The following is an 18,678-nucleotide window of genomic DNA, read 5'->3' on the forward strand; positions in this document are numbered from 1 at the left end:
TTGTCGGCTGCGGTGGCCGCCGATGTCATTGCGATTAAAGCTATGGATCGCCGGCAAGCGGCGTTGCTCGGTGCCTGGATGATAACCGGCGAGCGGGGGGCTTGCTGGCGCTCCGGGCTACGACTGCAGTAGTTTCTTCAGCAGCTCGGCGACATGGCGACGGGCCGTGCGCTCGGCTTCTTCTTCGTCGCGAGCCTGAAGTGCGCGGAGAATGGCGTCGTGCTCGTCGCGGTTCGCCTGGAGTTCGTCAAAGCTAGTGGCGCGTTTTCCGCACATCGCGCGAGTCTGCGCATAGAGCGCCGACAGGGTTTTCTTGATCGCGGGACTTTGCGCGGCGTCGAGCAATCCGTGATGGAACTGCAGGTTCGCCTGATCGTAGGCCGTCCGATTTTGCTCCTGAATGGCAGTCGACTGGCGATCGATCGAATCCGCCAGCGCCGCGAGTTCGTCCGAGCTGATCCTGCGCGCGGCCAGCCGGGCCGCCATACCTTCCAACGCTTCGCGCGCTTCGAACACCGTGGCAAGCCGTGCGGGTTCGAATGCGATCAAAAAAACGCCTTGCCGCGGCGTGACTTCGACGATCCCCTCGGCTTCCAGGCGCGCCACGGCGGACCACACCGGCGATCGGCTGACGCCCAGGTCCCCTGCCAGTTCCTCGACGCTGATCTTGTCTCCCGGTGCATAACGATCGCCGTCAAGCAGCAGGTCGCGCACGGCGACGTAGGCATCGACGGCGAGCGTCGAGCGCCTGAGTTTTTGCGGTGCGGCGGTCATTGCCAAACGGCCCCTTTGGTATGCGGTCGACGGTATGCAACATGCAATCCTTTGCCTACCGGAATCAAGGTTGCGTCGAATCGCGGCAGTGCATTGACGGCGGCCAGATAGCCGGCGATTTCTTCCGGGTGCGATAGGGCGTTGTCGGCGATCAGCAGCACGTCGTCGGTCAGCTTCGGAAGGAGGAGTTCGAGTTGGGACGGGGCGCTGATTCGATCCGCGTCGAAGAAGACGCAGTCGAACGGGCCATCGAGAGCGGCACAACATTGCGTCGCGTCGCCCTCGATAACTTGCGCGTAGTTCTGGACGCAGGCGCGGCGCAGGTTTTCGCGCGCTTGAGCGGCCTTGGCCGCGTCTCGTTCGATCGTGGCAATCGGATCGCCGGCGGTTTTCGCCATCGCCCGGGCAAGCCAGATCGCGCTGTAGCCGTTCGATGTGCCGATTTCCAGTACGCGTCTGCGCCCGCTTGCCGTCACCAAAAGAAACAGCAACTCGGCAGTAGGGCGTTCGAGGTTCAATAGCTTTTGCTCGCGGTCAGTCGCGGTGGCGTCGACGCTCGCACCGTGTGCTTCCAATTCACGAAGCACGGCTTCGATTTCAGCGGTTAGCACAATATCTTCCTCTTAATTCAGGATTCGTGTTTCATGATACGTGATAGAGGGCGACAGGTGAACAACAATTGGCTAACGTGACACAATGACTTTCACAACCGGAATGCGCCCATGAAAGCGATGATTGATGACATTTTTGGTGATATTCCGCAGCCTGATGTCGATTGGTATCCGAATTGGTTGTCGTCGGACGCGGCGATGCTCATCCTCGAGCACGTCATTGCCGAGGTGGAGTGGAAGCAGGACACCATGTACACCCCTGCGGGGCTCACGCCGTTGCCGCGTCTGACCGCATGGCAAGGTGACGCCGGCGCGGTCTACGTGTACTCGGGCATACGCAACACGCCGCTTGCGTGGACGCCGACCGTTCTGGAACTCAAGGGCGCCGCGGAAGCCGTTAGCCGTGCGCGCTTCAATAGCGTGCTTTTGAATCGCTATCGAACCGGTAACGACAGCATGGGATGGCACGCCGACCACGAGCCGGAGTTGGGCGCGGAACCTGTAATCGCGTCAGTGAGCCTCGGTGCCGCGCGCCGGTTTGACCTGCGCCATAACAAGACTGGGGCGGTTCAGTCTTTTCAATTGACGGGCGGTAGCCTGCTCGTGATGCGCGGACGCACTCAGGCGGAATGGCGCCACCGCGTGCCGAAGGAGCCCAGTGTCCGCGGCGAGCGTATCAATTTGACGTTCCGCTTCGTAAGCCCGCGCTCTTAGCTGACGCCACGTTTTCGGGCGACAAGCCTGCAAATTTTCGATTGCGCTCCGCTGGCTCCTGAATACACGTGGGCCTTAATTCCGCACTAGCGCACGGCGGTAACCGGTACTCGCGAGATCCTGACCAAGCGTGCCAGAACGCTGTGGCTAAAGAAATTGAAGACCGTATGCAGCGGATCGTTGCGCGGCGCGGCCAGCAGGATTTCATCGCAGCCGGTTTTTTCTGCGCATTCCGCAATCGTCGGGACCAGCGGTCCGACCTGAATCGTGACGGAATATTTGACGCCGGCGTCCTTGAGGATGTGCTCCGCACGATCGAGTGCCGCGTGCGCGTAGGAGTTTTCGAGGAAGCGCAGCTTGGAGAGGGGGTAGAACGCTTCGAGGCGAGTCGATTCGAGTGGCGGCTGGACGTTCATAAGCACGATTTCTGACGCACATCGTTCACTGTAGAGAAACGCCGCGTGCCGAACGGCTTGAAGCGAACGCGTCGAGCGACTAACCGGCACTAGTATTTTCAACATGATTTTCTCTCCCTCACGCCGAGGGCTGGTCTCGAAAGCGAGCGGTGACGGGCATGTCGATAGGCTATCGGATCGTATGTAGGGCTGGCCTAAAGAAAGCGAGTGATGGTGTAAACGTGATGTAAATATTGAGTGCTTTGCCAACGGTCTCGGTATTAAAACTTTTTAAAAAGTTTATGCGCATAACAATAGGCCGACCGGCAGTTTGACAGCTGGGTTCGGACGCTAGCTCGTGACGCAGCGCTTGCCGTCTTCGAGTCGGTGTCCGATGGGCCAATGCCCGCGCTTCTGCTTACGCCGGCAGGCGATATTCATGTATATGCATGTAAAATGCCCTCATCCTTGGCGGTCTTCCAAAGAACCAAAAGATGCTCAGCCGTGGGTTTTCAGTCGCACCGCATCTCGCCAGATGCGATTTCCGTCTAACGAGAGGGGCACCATGTCGGAACCGCCGTTGCGGTTGCTATGTCATTGCGGCACGCTGCGTCAGGCCGCGCGCGCCGTTACGTCGCTATACGATGCTCAGTTGGCGAAGCATGGCATCCGTATCACGCAGTTCACGATCCTGATGGCGCTGGATCGCGACGAGCCCGTCAGCACGACGCAGCTATCAGACGAACTGCTGTTGGATCAGACGACCTTGAGCCGTACGCTTGCGACGCTGCGAACCAAGCGCTTGGTCGCGGCAGAGGCGGGCGACGATCTACGCATGCGCTTCTGGATGCTCACGCAGAAGGGCGTCGCGCTGCTGCGCGCTTGTGAAAGCGACTGGAAGGCGGCACAGGAGGAACTCTATCGCCGGGCCGGAAAGCGTCATGTCAAGGCGCTTGACGAGCAGATCTATGCGCTTGCGAGCAAGCTGATCGAAGACTAGCCACAAACGCTTCAAATTTCACTGCGCGATCGACTAGGCAAAAAAAACGGCCCGTCGACATGAAAGCCGAGCGGGCCTAGGAGGGTTGGCCTCGAGATAGCCAGGGCCGAATATACGCGTTGATTAGCGTGCGAGGGGGCGCCGGTAATGATCGGTAAGCAGAATCGTCAATGGCACCGATCAAGCGCGCGAGAAGCGATGCATCACGCACGCGCGTGCTCGATGGGCAACAAGATGCGGACCTGCAGGCCACCGTCGCCGGCGTTCGATATGTCGCAGCGTCCGCCGTGGTCTTGCGCGAGTCGCGCGACGATCGCGAGCCCAAGGCCGCAATGCCCTTCGCCGCCGCGTGCCGAATCGAGCCGCACGAATGGCTTCATCGCCAGTTCGACTTTCTCTTCCGCGATGCCGTCGCCATGGTCGCGTACGGAAATGATCCACTCTTTATCCGTTTGCGACGTCGAGATCTCAATGGGTGGCATGCCGTGTTCGAGCGCGTTGTCGACAAGGTTCGTAACGAGCCGGTCGACCAACGTGCGCGGCAACAGGAAGGCGGGGCCCGCCATAAGCGAGAGCTCGAATAACGACGTTTCGCCCGTGTCTTCGTCGGATACGCAGAATTGCTCACGCAGGAATTCGTCGACGGGAATGGGCGGTCCGGAATCGGTGGTTTGTCCGGCGAACTCGAGAAACTGCTGGACGATATGGGTCAGCGAGTCGATGTCGCGGATGAAGTCCGAGCGCTCCTCTTCGGCGACCGATACGCTTGCGCGAAGTTTGAGTCTTGTCAGAGGCGCTTTCAGGTCGTGAGCGACACCGGCCAGCATGACGGCCTTGTCGGCATCCGCTTCGTTCAGGCGCCGCATCATGTCGTTGAATGAGTGGATCAGATCGCGCAATTCGCGCGGACCACGTTCATTGACTTCCTGCGGGCGCGCGCCGTCACCGAAGGCACGGGCCGCATCGGCGACGCGCGTGAGCGGGCGCTGCATCTGCCACGCGGCAAGCAGCGACAAGAGCAGCGCGGCAAACAGCATCGAGAGGGCTTCGACCACGAAGTTCGGACGCGGCGGGATATCGATCGGCGCGACGATCCAGGCCGACCTGCCGGGGAAGCGCACCCACAACCGCGGCGGATGAGCATCGTCGATGGCGATTTGTGTGCCGGTGGGCAAGCGCGTACGCAGATGCTGGACCAAGTCGACGAACGGCGCACTGGACGGCTCGCGCAACTGGACGGCAGCCGGCATGTTCCAGGTGGGCACGAGATGCACGCGCAATGCAGGGGCAAGCTCCACATTGGTCGACTCTTCACCGTTGGCGGCTTGCAGCACGAGCAGCAACCCGCGCGCGAAGCCGTCCACTTCATGACGTGTCGGCTGTGTCGTTAGTAATGCGAACCACCCAGCTTGAACTGCAAAAAGCACTGCCGTTGAGAGCAACGCCATTCTGCCGAATAGCGTGTTCAACGGGTTCTTCATGCGTTAGACACGGCCTCGGTGATCGCGTGCGAGGGATTGGCGTCCGGCACGAACACGTAGCCTTTGCCTCGCACCGTTTGCACGTAGCACGGGTTCGACGGATCGTCTTCGATGATGCGTCGCAGGCGCCAGATCGGCACGTCCAGGCTGCGGTCGCGAAACGCGAGTTCGTCGTGGTGCACGAGATCGTGTATCAGCACGCGCGACAGCACCTTATACGGATGATTGACGAAGATCTTCAAGAGCGCGAATTCACTGTCGCGAAGCGGGAGCCGCGCGCCGTCACGCAGCAGTGCGCGCGTTGCGAAGTCGAGCTCGAAAGGGCCGAAGCGAAACCGGTCGCGTGCTTCCGGTGCGCTGGTCGATGCCGGGCCGCGGCGCCGCAGCACGGTATGGATGCGCGCCAGCAATTCACGTGGATCGAAGGGCTTCGTGATGTAGTCGTCCGCGCCGAGCTCGAGACCGACGATGCGATCGGCGACCGAACCCCGCGCGGTGACGAAGATCACCGGAATATCGTCGCCAGCCGCGCGCAGATTCGCGAGCGCGCGCAAGCCGTCGGTGTTCGGCATCATGATATCGAGCACGACAACGGATGGCCGCTCGCGCTCGAGGCGGCGGCGCAAATTGCTACCGTCATGCAGTACGGAAACATCGAGGCCGTTTTCTTTGAGGAACCGGCACAAAAGATCGCGCACGACCGGATCGTCGTCGACGATGAGGACCTGTGTATTCATGGGCCGGATTTTAGATCGGCGTGCGTGACGGAAAAGGAATTGTTTTCTTACTGATACTTACATAACGAACGAAGCGGTAAGAAGTGGCCGTTCGCCGTCCGAGAATCGGCGAAAAAAAGCCCGCTATCAAGCGGGCTTAAGAGCGCACACGTGGGCGGTCCTCTGCCTCACGACTCAAGTCTAGCCACAGTCGGAAAAGGCGACTGTCAACCATTGTCAAGGAAGCGGGCAGGCACGGGCTCTGAGAGTTGCGACTGGCCTGACATTCGGGGTGGGTGAACTAGTGGACGGCCGAGTCGACGAGGATCGTCGTCAGACTGGCCGTGTTCCTGAAGCTCGGGCGCTGGTGGCTTTGAGCGGTGCGACTTGCGATGTTCGTGAGCAGCGCTTTAGCGCCGGAACACGCTGTTTTCTGCAGAAACGGATTGGCGATCGACAGCTTGCAGGCGCCAGAATCCGTCCATCGGGGTGTGCTTTTCGACGCTTGACCAGGCGGCGGCGCCATGCGCGGTCGAGACGCGTTGGTGGCGATCGACATGCAGTCCGCGCAACGTGCACAGAGGTGCGTCCTCGCTCGGGGCGCACAGTGTGGTGACACCGTTTTCGTCGCGCATTTCGCCCCAAGGCGGAAGATCGATCCCATCGTGCGATTCCCTCGACCAAACTCGCTCGTCCGTGTCGAGCCACAGCACGGCGTAATCGTGATTCACGGTGGGATCGGAACCGTTAATCAGAATGGTCAGACGCATTTCATGTCCTCCATAAAAATCCGCAGAGCGTGATTTAACAGTCTAGATCGCAGACGAATGAATTCAAGCTCACAAAACTACGGCTTCCTGCTGCGGCGCGAGGCATGGTATGGGCCTAGAGGCGATGACGAGGACGCTTAATGAAGTCAGTCCCCTTCATTACCTAATTGCCGGTTGCACGACGATGCGCTGCCGAAAGATTTACCGAGGTAGGCGCGAATTTCACGGTTTCAAACGCGAGCGACGCACTCTCGTCGCCGTGGATTCCACCCGCTCAGTAAAGCATTCTGGGCAGCCGCTCGGCTAAATCCTTGTCGTAGGCTTGTGCGTCGAAGTCGCGACTAGCGAGCCGCTTGTGCATTTGTCCTGCGCTCGGCAGTTTCGAGCGCTCGATGTGCCGCTCGGGGTCCCATAGACGGGAGCGCGCCAACGCCTTCGAACAGTGGAAGTACACCGCTTCGACGTCGACGACGATCGCCGTGCGCGGCAGCTTGCCGTCCACTTCGAACGATTCGAGCAGTGCTGCATCGTTCGAAACGGTCGCGCGCCCGTTGACACGCAGCGTCTCGCCGACGCCCGGCACGATGAAGAGCACCGACACGCGTCCGTCGATGACGATATTGCGCAGATTGTCGATGCGGTTGTTGCCGGGCCGATCCGGAATCGCGAGCGTGCGCTCGTCGATGATTCTCACGAACCCGGGAGCGTCTCCCTTCGGCGAGCAATCCGTGCCGTCGGGCCCGGCCGAGGCCAGTACGATGAAGGGCGACGCCTCGACGAACGCGCGGTAGTCCTCGTTCAGATAGGGGATTTCCTTCCAGATTGCGCGCTCTCCTGGCGTGCCGTAAATCGCTTCCAATTGCTCGACGCTTGTCAGCATGGTGTTCGTCCGTGAATGGGGGGATCGGCTCGATATTGTGCTTGGTATTTTGCATACACAACGCGGAATATTGTGTTTTGTATATCTTCGATTGCGCGTTGCAATTGGGCAGTCGAACCCTATTTCGCGGACGGACGCCGCGCTGGCGCTACTTGACCGCATTGACAGAGGCCTTGCGGATCGCGGCATCCTGATCTCCTGCTCCGCCGCTCCGCCGCTCCGCCGCTCCGCCGCTCCGCCGCTCCGCCGCTCCGCCGCTCCGCCGCTCCGGCAGATCGCGTTGCCCCACGATGAACAGGTTCCCGTCGTTCAGCGGACGACATACCCCCGGTCTTGCATGCAGTCGCCGTATGCGCGCCAGTAGGTTGTCATCGGCGGCTCCGGCGGCGGCAACGGCGGCATCTGAACGCCGCTCGCGCCCGAAGCGCCCAGCGCGCCTGAAGCACTCGCGGGACCGAGCGCGAGCGTCGTCGACGATGCCGCGCCTGACGCAGCGGCTGCGTCGGAAGCGGCTGCCATTGGGGTGCCGGATGCGGCTCCACTGGCGGCACTTGCAGTTGCCGCACCGCTCGCCGGGTGTGCGCCGCTTGCGGCGATGCCGGGTGGCAGCGGCGGCGCCGACGCGCCGTGCCCCGCGTCCGCGGCGAAGTTGATCGGCGTCGTGCGCGTCGGCTTCTGCGGCTGGCGGGCCATGTCGATATGGGTCTGAGAATTTGCCTGGCCGTAGCAGAGCGCGTTGTCGATCGCTTGCTGCGCCGGGCTCTGGCTGCGCGCAGGATAAACCACAGGCCGTTGCGCTAACGCCGTCCCGCTGATCGTCAGTAGTGCGATGCAGGCGCAGGCGGAAATGCGGATACTCATCGTTTTTCTACTCCCTTAGCCGAAGCGGAAGGGCTCGAGGCGAAGCGGCGACGGACGTTTCGAGACGCGCGTCCTGGCATCGGGCCACGCAGGCCGCCCCATATGGGTCGTCCCATGCGGGCCGCCCCGGTCCGCCAAGTAGCCTGCAGACAGGATACCGCCGCTCCTAGGCCCGCGATCAAGAGAGTATCGGCGTCATCCGCCATCTTTGGCGTGAATCGCCAGTGGGACGAAGCACATTGGCGTCTATCGACTAGTCGTCGCGCGTCAGATGGCGTTCGTACGCGTCAGCCATTCGCGCCCCTTGAGCATGCCGTTCCAATAAAGCCAGGGCATCAGCACGGTCTTCATCTGCCAGGCAAGTCGGCGCGGTACCGTTGGGTCGAGGGGAAAGGTCGGTAGCAGTTTGCCGTCGTAGCCGAACTCAGCCAGCACGACTTTGCCGTTCTCGACCGTGAGTGGACACGCGCCGTAGCCGTCGTAGCGCGCGGGCATCCGCTGGCCGTTACGAACCGCGAGGATGTTGTGCGCAACCACCACGATTTGCTTGCGTACTGCCGCGGCGGTCTTTGCGTTTGGCGTCGACGTCACGTCGCCAAGCCCGAACACGTTCGGATAGCGGGGATGCTGCAGCGTCGCCGGATCGACTTCGCACCAGCCGCCGGCATTGGCGAGAGCGCTGGCGCGGATGAAGCCGGGCGCCGTTTGCGGCGGCACGACATGCAGCATGTGGAACGGTTTGTCGACACGGGAGACCTTGCCGTCGGCATCTTTCACATCGAACGAAGCGATGCGGTTCGGTCCGTCGACGGCCACGAGATTCGAATTGAGCGCGAGCTTCGTATCGTAGCGTTCGATGTACTTCATCAGCGAAGGCACAAACGCTGCGACGCCAAAGAGCACGGGCCCAGCCACGTTGAATTCGACATCGATGCGTTCGAGCAGGCCCTTGCGACGCCAATGATCGCAGGCGAGATAGAGCGCTTTTTGCGGTGCGCCCGCGCACTTGATGGGCATCGGCGGTTGCGTGAAGAGCGCGCGTCCTGCTGGTGTTGAACGCACGAGTTGCCACGTATAAGGCGCAAGATCGAAGCGGTAGTTCGACGTCACGCCATGCTTGCCGAGCGTGGCTTCGAGCCCGTCGACCTGATCCCAGCGAAGCTCCAGGCCGGGGCAGACGATCAATTGGCGATAGCCCAGTTCACGGCCGTCGTCGAGCTGCACGCAATCGCTGTGCGGAGCGAATCCGGCGACACGCGCGCGAATCCAGGTGGCGCCTTGCGGAATAACCGATGCCGTTGGACGGACTGTCTTTTGGATGTCGTAAGCGCCGCCGCCGACGAGCGTCCAGGCGGGCTGATAATAATGCTTGTCGCTCGGCTCGACGATGGCGATCTTGAGATCGGTCTGGCGGCGCAAAAGGCTCGCTGCCACGCCGACACCGGCAGCGCCGCCGCCAACAATAAGGATATCGAATGAATCGGCTCGGGCTGCCGCGTTCATTGAAGCAAGATGGGTTACCTGCATGTTGTTATGGATTGTCGATGGTAATGAATTGCGTGCTATAGCACGTTCAACGGCGTTTTCAGATAGCGGATGCCGTTGCTCTCGGGTTCAGGCAGAACGCCTGCTCGGATATTGAGCTGAATCGAAGGGATGATCAGCGTGGGTTTGCCAAGCGTTGCGTCGCGCGCCGTTCGCATGGCGACAAAGTCGGCTTCGGCGATGGTGTCGCGCACGTGGATGTTCATCGCGCGCTGCTCGGCGACTGTGGTCCGCCAGCGGACGCCGCGCCCCGCGGGCGGGTAGTCGTGGCACATATAGAGGTCGGTCTCGTCCGGCATCGCCAGGAGCGAGCGTATCGACGCGTATAGCGTGCGGGCGTCGCCACCGGGAAAGTCGCAGCGGGCGGTGCCGACGTCCGGCATGAAGAGCGTATCGCCGACGAACACTGCGCCGTCGAACATGAACGCCACGTCTGCGGGTGTGTGTCCGGGCACGTGGAGCACGGTGGCCTCGAGCTCGCCGACGCGCAGCGTCTCGTTGGCCGTGAACAGACGGTCGAACTGCGAGCCGTCGGGACGGAATGTCGGCTCGAAATTGAAGACCGGCCCGAAAATCTTCTGCACCGAGCAGATGTGTTCGCCGATTCCGATCGAGCCGCCCAGCTTTTCTCGCAGATACGGCGCGGCAGACAAATGATCCGCGTGCGCATGCGTTTCGAGCAGCCACTCGGTTTGCAACTGCTGTTCGCGCACGTAGTCGACGATGCGATCGGCCGAAACGGTCGACGTGTGGCCGGAATGCGGCTCGTAGTCGAGCACCGAATCGATGATCGCGCAGCGGGTGCCGGGGCCCGCATGGACGACATAGCTGATGGTCGCCGTCGCGGAGTCGTGGAATGCCTGAATCTGGGGTTTCATGGCGAGCCTTGTTGATTATCAGTCGCGCGGCGTGCGGTGGGGGATGCGAGAGTCTATGTTAAGCGGACCGTCGCAGTGGCGGTAGTCAATGTGACGCCGCGGCGCACCATGATGCGCCGCGGCGGCCGGCGGTCACGCATGAGAAGACGAGGGCGGGCGATGTCGTGGGCTGAGGCGCAAGGACGGCGGCGGCTCGGTGCGCCGGCGGCCATATTGCCGGCCCACGGCGCACGACGACCAGCAGGCGCATCAGCGAGCCCAATAGCCTTCGATGTACACCCATCCTGGCCCGGACCTCACCCAGCGGCCGGGCACCCAACGCCATCCTTTCCGGCCGCTGATCCAGCGGCCAGACACCCAGACATAGGTGCCGTTGTGCCAGCGCCAATGCCCATTGGTCCAGATATAGCCGTGAGCGTGCGGAGGCGGCGGACGGCGTTCGTGACGAGGCGGCGGCGGGGGCCGGCCCGGGCCGCCCGGAGCCGGCCGAGGTTGCGGCCCGCCAGGAACGGGCTGTGCCGGGGGCATACCCGGTGGCTTTCCGCCCGGTCCGGAGGGGGGCGGATAGGGGCCGCCGTTCGATCCTGGCGGCGGTGGCGGTGCGGGCTGTGAGAGTGCATCCAGCGCTTTGACGCCGGACAGCAGGCTCGCGGCGGCCATGGCGAGGCGTTGCAGGCATGCGCGTCGATTCATAGGGCTCCTTTGACTGTTGGGCGCGACGAAGGGTAAGCGCGGAAAGCAGCCGGGGTACGGCGAAACGGCTCGCGTCCTTCGTTCGGCGGTATGCGAGTGTCGAGTGGGTTCGGGGCGTGTCGGTCGGAGGCGTTCGCGAGCGACGAAATATACCGTGCGACCCCTCATGTCTGTCGAACGCAGACATCTAATGACACTCAGCACGCCGATAAATTCAAACGCAATTCGCTGCAAGCAGGCAGCCTGTCTTGTTCGGAGTGCGGATAATTTTTAGCCGTGTGACGCCTTTTTTTGAGTGCTATGACGCTATTTTCGAGACAATTTTATTAACGTTTAGTTGTTAATTTACAACTAGAAGGCAGATTGTAATGCTATGAGATAAGCGTTGCATGTCCCCGGAAGGGCTCGCGAGATGATGGAAAATCATTTGAAAACAATTGGTTATGTGGGGTGCCTCTCTTTATTGTTTCTGTAGGCGAAAAAATGTATTGCATGATGTATGTATGCTTCGTGTAAGGCTGGCACGTAGACTCGGTCTTCGTAAGGCGGTTGATAAGAATCTGAACGACCACTGTAAGTGGTCGTTTCGAGTGATGCCTCCGTCTTTTTATAACAAGGTCGCAAGGCCAGTCTTATTAAGGGAGCTTGTCTCACATGAAAAAAAACCTAATCGTGGCAGCCGTTTCCGCTTCGTTTGCTGTCGCAGCTCACGCACAAAGCAGCGTCACGCTGTATGGCGTGCTGGATACGGGTATTACGTATCAGAGCAATGTTGCTCCGGCGCTAGGCGCGACTGATGGCAAGTCGCTGTGGCGCATGGGCAGCGGCATCGACCAAAGCCGCTGGGGCCTGCGCGGTTCGGAAGACCTGGGTGGCGGTTTGAAGGCGATCTTCACCCTCGAAAGCGGCTTTAACATTGGGAACGGTGCGCTTGCCAACAACGGCGGTATGTTCAACCGTCAAGCGTTCGTTGGACTGTCGAGCGGCTACGGCACGGTGACGCTGGGCCGGCAGTACGACGCCGTGCAAGACTATCTCGCGCCGTTCACTGCAACGGGTACTTGGGGCGGTACGTATTTTGCCCACCCAGGCAACTTCGACAATCTGAGCACGAATGGTGGTTTCGCTTCGAACAACACCATCAAGTTCGCGAGTGCCAATTACGCGGGCCTCCAGTTCGGCGGCACTTACAGCTTCTCGAACGACACGAACTTCACGAATAACCGCTCCTATAGCAGTGGCGTGTCGTATCAATACCAAGGCTTCAGCATCGGCGGCGCATTCGCTCAGCAGAATAACCCGAACGCTACTAAGTTCGGTGCCACGTTTGATGGGAACCTCTCCAGCGATACCTATCGTCAACGTGAGTATGGTGTAGGCGCCGGCTACGTGTTCGGTCCGGCGTCGGTCGGCGCGGCATGGACGCAAGTTCGTGTCGACAACACCTCGGCCCTGAGTGGCTTGACGCTTCGCCAGAACAATTACGAAGTCAATGGCAAGTACAACTTGACTCCGGCGTTGGGTCTGGGCCTCGCGTACACGTTCACGCAGGAAAAGGCGGGCGTGGGTGGTTCCGACTTGAGCACGCGCTTCCACCAGATCGGTGCGCAAGCCGACTACTCGCTGTCGAAGCGCACGGACGTGTACGCTCAGGTCGTGTTCCAACACGCAATGGGTGACGCGGCGTTCGCATCGATCTACAACGGCGATTCATCGACGCTGTCGTCGACCTCGCCGAACCAAACCGCAGCAACGGTCGGCCTGCGTCACCGCTTCTAAAGCGACGCGGCGGGGTTGTCAGTAGTATGAAAAAAGGGTGCCGGACGCGGCACCCTTTTTTCGTTCTGCGCGTGAGCTCTTTAACGCGCGATCTCTTTAACGCGCGATCTCTCTTCTTGGCGATCTCGGCGCCGCGGCTGGAGATTCGCCGCGGCACTCGTACCTCAAAGCGTGAAATCAAAGCGTGAAATCATCCGCCGCTTCCGGCTGGAACACGATCTGATCGACTTTCAGCGTCTTCACTTGCCCGCTCGGCGGGGTGAAGCGGATCATGTCGCCGCGCTTGGAGCCGAGCAACGCGAGGCCCACCGGAGAAAACACGTTCAACTGACCCTTTTCGAAGTTGGCCTGGGGCGGATAGACGACGGTCCATGTCATCGGCTCACCGGTGTCCTTGTCGACGAGGGTCACTTTCGAGTTCATGGTGACGACATTGGCTGAGACTTCGCGCGAATCGACGATGCTGGCGCGTTCCATCAGTTCATCCAGCATGTCGAGATAGCCAGCCTGCGGGCTTGCCTGTGCAGCGTGCTTTTCAAGGCGCGTGACGTCGAGTTCGGTAAGGTAGCAAGTCTTCTTTTTCATGATCGGATAGGGCGCAATGGCGGCGAACAGGCGCGGGCAGAAGCCGACCGCGCACGCGCTGCCAAATGCGAAAGTAAAAATAAAGGGGAATGTAAGGAATGGTATCACGCGAGAGGCGGTATCCGCGAGCGTCTACGCCTCGATCGCGGTGTGACCCTGCTCGCAACCGTGTCAAATCTGGCGTTGCGGGCTTGTTTCTCATTACCGGGTATCGTTGAGAGTGTGTTCAACCGGTTATCGAGGAAATGACGTGAGCGAAACGACTTTGCCCATTGACGCCCCTTTCGCCGACGCTGACCCGGTCGCCGCCCAATCCACCCCGTTGCGCACCGATGTGCTGATTATCGGCGCCGGCCCGGTGGGACTATTTGCCGCGTTCGAAGCGGGGGTGATCGGCTTGTCGTGTCATATCGTCGACGCGTTAAAGGAAGTCGGCGGGCAATGTATCGAGCTGTATCCGGAGAAGCCGATCTTCGATATTCCGGCCGTGCCCGTGTGCACGGCGCGCGAGCTGGTCGAGCGTTTGATGGAGCAGTGCCGTCCGTTCGGGTTTCCGATTCATCTCGGACAACAGGTGCGAAGCGTCACGCAACGCGCCGACGACAAACGCTGGACCGTCGTGACCGATCAAGGGCTCGAGTTCGATGCCGCGGCGATCTTGCTGTCCGCCGGCAACGGCGCTTTCGTGCCGCAACGCATTGCGCTCGATGAGGCGCCGGCGCTGGAAGGGCGTCACGTGCACTACGCGGTGCGCCAGGTTGCCGCGTTTGCCGGTCAGAACGTGATTGTCGCGGGTGGCGGCGACTCCGCGCTCGACTGGGCGCTCGCGCTTCGAAAAGTCGCGCGGCATGTGACGCTCGTGCACCGGCGCGACGCGTTTCGAGCGGCCGAAGCGACGGTGCAGGAGGTCAAGCGTGCGGCAGCCGACGGAGAACTCGACATCGTGATCGGCACGCTCGCCGCGCTCAAGGCTCCGGGCGGCGCGCTCGAATCCGTCGATATCAAGCAGATCGGCGGAGCGGTCACCCTGCCGGCCGATCATCTGATCGCGTTGTATGGTCTGGTGGCGGATCTGGGTCCGATAGCGGACTGGGAGCTCGATATTCGTGCGGGACGCGTGATCGTCGACACCAGCGGCTACGAATCGTCGCGCCCCGGTATTTTTGCGGTCGGCGATATCGCTGGCTATCCGAACAAGCAAAAGCTGATTTTGTCGGGGTTCCACGAGGCGTCGCTCGCGCTGCGCAAAGCCTACGGCTATGCCTATCCGGACAAGAAGCGCGTTCACGTCCATTCGAGCTATGACGCGAAGCTGTCGGCGCGCATTCTCGGCACCGAGGCACCGTCGGCGGATTTGCCTGAGCGCTGATCCGCCCCTCACCGCGGTATCGTCGCAGTCTTGTCTGCCAGCCATCTTCGGGAGGTTTCGCAACGTGACCGCAGCGTCATTCAATCAGCGCGTCGGCGCGGCACTCGCGCCGCTTGCAAACGCGGAAAAAGCTGTCGCCATGCGGGCTTATATGCGCGACCAGTTCGACTACCTGGGCGTGCCGACGCCGCAACGGCGTGCGGCCGTGCTGCCGATTCTCCGCGAACTCAAGGGCGTCGACGCGGCCCGGCTCATCGAGCTGGCCGAGGGCTTATGGACGTTGCCACAGCGTGAATATCAATACGTGGCAGTCGACCTGCTCGCGCGTCATTGGAAAGCGTTGACGCTCGAGCAGCTTCCGGCGCTGCTTTCGCTCGCGCAGCGAAAGTCCTGGTGGGATTCGGTGGACGGTCTTGCGGGCGTTGTCGGCGATGTGGTCAGGGCGGACAGAAAGCATGACCCGGCTTGCCAGATCCACATGGATCGCGCGTTGGGGCACGAGAACCTGTGGGTCCGCCGCATCGCGATGCTGCATCAACTGGGCTGGCGCGACGAAACCGATGTCCCGCGCCTATTTCGTCACGCGCGCGAACTCGCGCCGGAGACCGATTTCTTCATTCGCAAGGCGATCGGCTGGGCATTGCGAGACTACGCGTGGCACGACCCGCAAGCGATTCGGCAGTTTCTCGACGAGATGCGCGATGTGCTGTCGCCGCTTAGCGTGAGAGAAGCGGGAAAGAATCTGTCGCGCTTGGGGTGAGTCGTTTCGGGTCTTTAGCCGATTCGCTGCTACACATTCGCTGCCACATGTTGCGCAGACGAATCGATGCGTGCGCCGATACCGAACCGGCTGCAGAAGCTATCCTTTAAGACGAGTCCCACGGATTCGCGTCGCGTGTAACGCGCGGGTTTGCCTGCGGTTTTCGAGCGCGGTTCCGTGGTGCCTCACGGACAGTTGATTCGAGTCAATGTGCAAAGGCGGTGCAACTTTCAAACTGAACATTCTGCGCGCCGCAACGGTTGCGCAATCCCTTCAACGAAAGCAGGCGCAAGCCCGGGAGAGTGTCATGTACGAACGAATCATGGTGGCGGTCGACGGCAGCCAAGCGGCGCGGCTCGCGCTCGACGAGGCTTCGAAGCTCGCGGAAGCGATGCGCGCAGAGGTGCTCGCCGTGTGCGTCGTGGCGCATTCGCCTCAACTGGTCGATATCGGAGGCGGTTTCGTCGAAGATAACCGGACGAGCTCGGCGGCTGCCGATGCGGCCACGAAAGCGCTCGACGAAGCGCGCGAATTGTTCGCGGCTAAGCGTGTGGCCGGCAACGTGCGGGCAATCGATTCGTACGGCGAAAGCATCGCGCAGGTGCTGACGCGTGCCGCCGAGGAATTCGACGCGAAACTCATTGTGATGGGAACCCATGGCCACACCGGAATGAGGCGTCTGTTGCTCGGCAGCGTTGCGGAATCGCTGCTGCGCGAGACGACCGTGCCGCTTCTGCTAGTCAAGGAAACGCCGCGGTCGTAGCCGGAAGCCGAACGCCGAGGCGAGCGATGAGGGCATTGCGCCCGCGTAAGTGCGGGCGCAATGAACCATGCCCAACAGCAATGCCCAATGCACGGTGCTTTGGAGTAAAGGAGCGCGTATCCAAAGATTGGACGATAGCGAAATAGCGAGATAGTGCGGGAAGTATAATTTTCGTTTTGCCCGGGCAACTCCCCGACTGTCCCGAGCTGTCTATCTCGCAACCGTAGGGCGCATTTTGACTATTCCAACAACACAGCAAAACGGAGACGGCCTCAAACGCGGCCTGAAAAACCGCCATATCCAATTGATCGCGCTCGGCGGCGCGATCGGCACAGGACTCTTCCTCGGCTCGGCGAGCGTACTGCAGGCGGCAGGCCCGTCGATGATTCTCGGCTACGCGATCGGCGGCCTGATCGCGTTCATGATCATGCGCCAGTTGGGCGAGATGGTTGCACAGGAGCCCGTAGCCGGTTCGTTTAGCCACTTTGCGCATAAATACTGGGGCGACTTCGCCGGCTTCCTGTCCGGCTGGAATTATTGGGTGCTTTACGTGCTCGTGAGCATGGCCGAGTTGACGGCGGTCGGCACCTATGTGCACTTCTGGTGGCCGGCCGTGCCGACGTGGCTGTCCGCGCTCGTCTGTTTCGTCGCCATCAACGCGATCAATTTGGCCAACGTCAAGGCGTACGGCGAAACGGAATTCTGGTTCTCGATCATCAAGGTGATCGCGATCATCGGCATGATCGTGTTCGGGGGCTATCTGCTGATCTCGGGGCGTGGCGGACCGCAGGCGTCGATCACCAACTTGTGGAGCATCGGCGGTTTCTTTCCGCATGGCTTCCATGGCCTCTTCATGATGCTCGCCGTGATCATGTTTTCGTTCGGTGGGCTGGAGCTGATCGGCATCACCGCGGCCGAAGCGGACAATCCGCGCAAGAGCATTCCGAAAGCCGTGAATCAGGTGATCTATCGAATTCTCATCTTCTACGTCTGCTCGCTCGTTGTCTTGTTGTCGTTGTATCCGTGGAATCAAGTGGCTCAGGGCGGCAGCCCGTTCGTGATGATCTTTTCGGAGATCGGCGCCGGGTTGACGGCCAATGTGCTCAACGTGGTCGTACTGACCGCCGCGCTTTCCGTCTATAACAGCGGCGTGTATGCGAACAGCCGCATGCTCTACGGTCTGGCGGAGCAGGGCAACGCGCCGCGCGTGCTGATGAAGGTCGACCGCCGCGGCGTGCCTTATTTGGCGATCGGTCTTTCGGCGCTCGCCACCTTTGCCTGCGTGATCATCAATTACCTGATTCCTGCGGAAGCGCTCGGGGTGTTGATGGCGCTGGTCGTCGCCGCGCTGGTGCTGAACTGGTCGTTGATCAGCCTCACGCATATGAAGTCGCGCAAAGCGATGCTCGCCGCCGGCGAGACACTGGTGTTCAAGTCGCCTTGGTTTCCCCTCACGAACTGGATCTGCATCGCGTATATGGCGATGGTGCTCGTCATTCTCGCGATGACGCCCGGGCTCTCCGTGTCGGTCTGGCTGGTGCCGGTCTGGCTCGTGGTGATGTGGGTCGGCTATTTGGCGAAGCGCCGTTCGTCAGAGGGCATGGCGCGGGCGGCGGGTCAGGCAGGTCAGTAAGAACGCTTGTTGGCGGCGTGTCGCGACGCTAGGCATGATCGCGTTCGCCATGTACGCGTGCGCGGCATTCCGGTGACGGGCGAGGTCTGGGTTCCGAGCGAGGCAAACGCAGTTTAGCTGGCAAACGAATAAAATCATTTTATCTGTTTTGCGGATATTTGACGTTTATTTGTTTGGGGCATAAACTGCGTTTATTCGCGCTCTGGATGACCGCCGTGCAACAACTCCTCGCCACTGCCGATCAACTCGGCACCATCCTCACCGCCGCCCGGCGGGCCGCAGGCTTGACGCAGACGCAAGCTGCCGCGCGAGTCGGTGTGAGCCAGAGCCGGCTCTCCACGATGGAATTGAATCCCGGCACGATCACCGTCACGCAACTGTTCGCGCTCTTGGCCGTCTACCGCCTCGAACTGCAGGTGAGCGACGAGCACCCGACGTTCGAACTGCGCGATTCAGCGAGCGAGTGGTAGC

At 61.1% G+C, this 18,678-nt stretch carries 20 protein-coding genes; 8 read left to right on the forward strand and 12 right to left on the reverse strand.

Annotation, left to right across the window (positions count from 1 at the left end; all coding sequences use genetic code 11):
- Window positions 1-117: 117 nt before the first annotated feature.
- Window positions 118-774, reverse strand: a complete 657-nt coding sequence (locus FAZ95_RS30650; RefSeq protein ID WP_137336184.1) for a GntR family transcriptional regulator — start codon at window positions 772-774, stop codon at window positions 118-120.
- Window positions 771-1,292, reverse strand: coding sequence for an O-methyltransferase (locus FAZ95_RS30655; protein WP_254700001.1), 522 nt, complete (start codon window positions 1,290-1,292; stop codon window positions 771-773). The genes FAZ95_RS30650 and FAZ95_RS30655 overlap by 4 nt, the downstream gene beginning before the upstream one ends.
- Before the next feature lie 213 nt (window positions 1,293-1,505).
- On the opposite strand from FAZ95_RS30655, the gene FAZ95_RS30660 reads away from it, so the two are divergent.
- Window positions 1,506-2,099: an alpha-ketoglutarate-dependent dioxygenase AlkB family protein gene (locus FAZ95_RS30660; protein WP_137337678.1), complete on the forward strand. Its 594-nt coding sequence runs from the start codon at window positions 1,506-1,508 to the stop codon at window positions 2,097-2,099.
- Between the two features lie 86 nt (window positions 2,100-2,185).
- On the opposite strand, the gene FAZ95_RS30665 is transcribed toward FAZ95_RS30660, so the two are convergent.
- On the reverse strand, window positions 2,186-2,620 hold the full coding sequence (locus tag FAZ95_RS30665; RefSeq protein ID WP_137336186.1) for a universal stress protein: 435 nt from the start codon (window positions 2,618-2,620) through the stop codon (window positions 2,186-2,188).
- Between the two features lie 454 nt (window positions 2,621-3,074).
- On the opposite strand from FAZ95_RS30665, the gene FAZ95_RS30670 reads away from it, so the two are divergent.
- Window positions 3,075-3,494 carry a MarR family winged helix-turn-helix transcriptional regulator gene (locus FAZ95_RS30670; protein ID WP_137337679.1) on the forward strand — a complete coding sequence of 140 codons (420 nt, stop codon included), beginning with the start codon at window positions 3,075-3,077 and terminating at the stop codon, window positions 3,492-3,494.
- A gap of 203 nt (window positions 3,495-3,697) precedes the next feature.
- On the opposite strand, the gene FAZ95_RS30675 is transcribed toward FAZ95_RS30670, so the two are convergent.
- The 8 genes from FAZ95_RS30675 to FAZ95_RS30715 all read right to left on the reverse strand — a co-directional run bounded on the left by FAZ95_RS30675 (window position 3,698) and on the right by FAZ95_RS30715 (window position 11,486).
- Window positions 3,698-4,975: an ATP-binding protein gene (locus FAZ95_RS30675; protein WP_137336187.1), complete on the reverse strand. Its 1,278-nt coding sequence runs from the start codon at window positions 4,973-4,975 to the stop codon at window positions 3,698-3,700.
- A complete protein-coding gene (locus FAZ95_RS30680) occupies window positions 4,972-5,712 on the reverse strand; it encodes a response regulator (RefSeq protein ID WP_137336188.1) in 741 nt (246 codons plus the stop codon). Before FAZ95_RS30680 ends, FAZ95_RS30675 begins: the two co-directional genes overlap by 4 nt.
- Window positions 5,713-6,101: 389 nt before the next feature.
- Window positions 6,102-6,461, reverse strand: a complete 360-nt coding sequence (locus tag FAZ95_RS30685) for a DUF3564 domain-containing protein (protein WP_137336189.1) — start codon at window positions 6,459-6,461, stop codon at window positions 6,102-6,104.
- A 274-nt stretch (window positions 6,462-6,735) separates the two neighbouring features.
- On the reverse strand, window positions 6,736-7,341 hold the full coding sequence (locus FAZ95_RS30690) for a pyridoxamine 5'-phosphate oxidase family protein (protein ID WP_137336190.1): 606 nt from the start codon (window positions 7,339-7,341) through the stop codon (window positions 6,736-6,738).
- 309 nt (window positions 7,342-7,650) lie between these two features.
- Complete coding sequence (locus tag FAZ95_RS30700) at window positions 7,651-8,202, reverse strand: hypothetical protein (RefSeq protein ID WP_137336192.1); 552 nt, start codon at window positions 8,200-8,202, stop codon at window positions 7,651-7,653.
- Window positions 8,203-8,469: 267 nt separating this feature from the next.
- A complete protein-coding gene (locus FAZ95_RS30705) occupies window positions 8,470-9,705 on the reverse strand; it encodes an NAD(P)/FAD-dependent oxidoreductase (protein ID WP_137336193.1) in 1,236 nt (411 codons plus the stop codon).
- 59 nt (window positions 9,706-9,764) lie between these two features.
- The gene (locus FAZ95_RS30710) at window positions 9,765-10,625 is read right to left on the reverse strand and encodes an MBL fold metallo-hydrolase (RefSeq protein ID WP_137336194.1); all 861 of its coding nucleotides are present in this window, start codon (window positions 10,623-10,625) and stop codon (window positions 9,765-9,767) included.
- Between the two features lie 249 nt (window positions 10,626-10,874).
- Window positions 10,875-11,486: a YXWGXW repeat-containing protein gene (locus FAZ95_RS30715; protein WP_437437750.1), complete on the reverse strand. Its 612-nt coding sequence runs from the start codon at window positions 11,484-11,486 to the stop codon at window positions 10,875-10,877.
- A 486-nt stretch (window positions 11,487-11,972) separates the two neighbouring features.
- Between FAZ95_RS30715 and FAZ95_RS30720 the strand changes: the two genes are divergently transcribed.
- On the forward strand, window positions 11,973-13,097 hold the full coding sequence (locus FAZ95_RS30720; protein WP_137336196.1) for a porin: 1,125 nt from the start codon (window positions 11,973-11,975) through the stop codon (window positions 13,095-13,097).
- 177 nt (window positions 13,098-13,274) lie between these two features.
- Here FAZ95_RS30720 and FAZ95_RS30725 read toward each other — a convergent pair whose 3' ends face one another.
- Window positions 13,275-13,682: a GreA/GreB family elongation factor gene (locus tag FAZ95_RS30725; protein ID WP_137336197.1), complete on the reverse strand. Its 408-nt coding sequence runs from the start codon at window positions 13,680-13,682 to the stop codon at window positions 13,275-13,277.
- Window positions 13,683-13,953: 271 nt separating this feature from the next.
- On the opposite strand from FAZ95_RS30725, the gene FAZ95_RS30730 reads away from it, so the two are divergent.
- The 5 genes from FAZ95_RS30730 (at window position 13,954) to FAZ95_RS30750 (ending at window position 18,677) form a co-directional block, all read left to right on the forward strand.
- On the forward strand, window positions 13,954-15,051 hold the full coding sequence (locus FAZ95_RS30730) for an NAD(P)/FAD-dependent oxidoreductase (protein WP_137337680.1): 1,098 nt from the start codon (window positions 13,954-13,956) through the stop codon (window positions 15,049-15,051).
- 64 nt (window positions 15,052-15,115) lie between these two features.
- Window positions 15,116-15,811 (forward strand): DNA alkylation repair protein, encoded by a 696-nt coding sequence (locus tag FAZ95_RS30735; RefSeq protein ID WP_254700003.1) that lies wholly within the window; start codon window positions 15,116-15,118, stop codon window positions 15,809-15,811.
- Between the two features lie 307 nt (window positions 15,812-16,118).
- The gene (locus FAZ95_RS30740) at window positions 16,119-16,574 is read left to right on the forward strand and encodes a universal stress protein (RefSeq protein WP_137336199.1); all 456 of its coding nucleotides are present in this window, start codon (window positions 16,119-16,121) and stop codon (window positions 16,572-16,574) included.
- Window positions 16,575-16,809: 235 nt separating this feature from the next.
- Window positions 16,810-18,207, forward strand: a complete 1,398-nt coding sequence (locus FAZ95_RS30745; protein ID WP_254700005.1) for an amino acid permease — start codon at window positions 16,810-16,812, stop codon at window positions 18,205-18,207.
- Window positions 18,208-18,413: 206 nt separating this feature from the next.
- Complete coding sequence (locus FAZ95_RS30750) at window positions 18,414-18,677, forward strand: helix-turn-helix domain-containing protein (protein WP_137336200.1); 264 nt, start codon at window positions 18,414-18,416, stop codon at window positions 18,675-18,677.
- Window position 18,678 lies beyond the last annotated feature (1 nt).

Origin of the sequence: Trinickia violacea (assembly GCF_005280735.1) — a bacterium.
GTDB classification, from domain to species: Bacteria; Pseudomonadota; Gammaproteobacteria; order Burkholderiales; family Burkholderiaceae; genus Trinickia_A; species Trinickia_A violacea.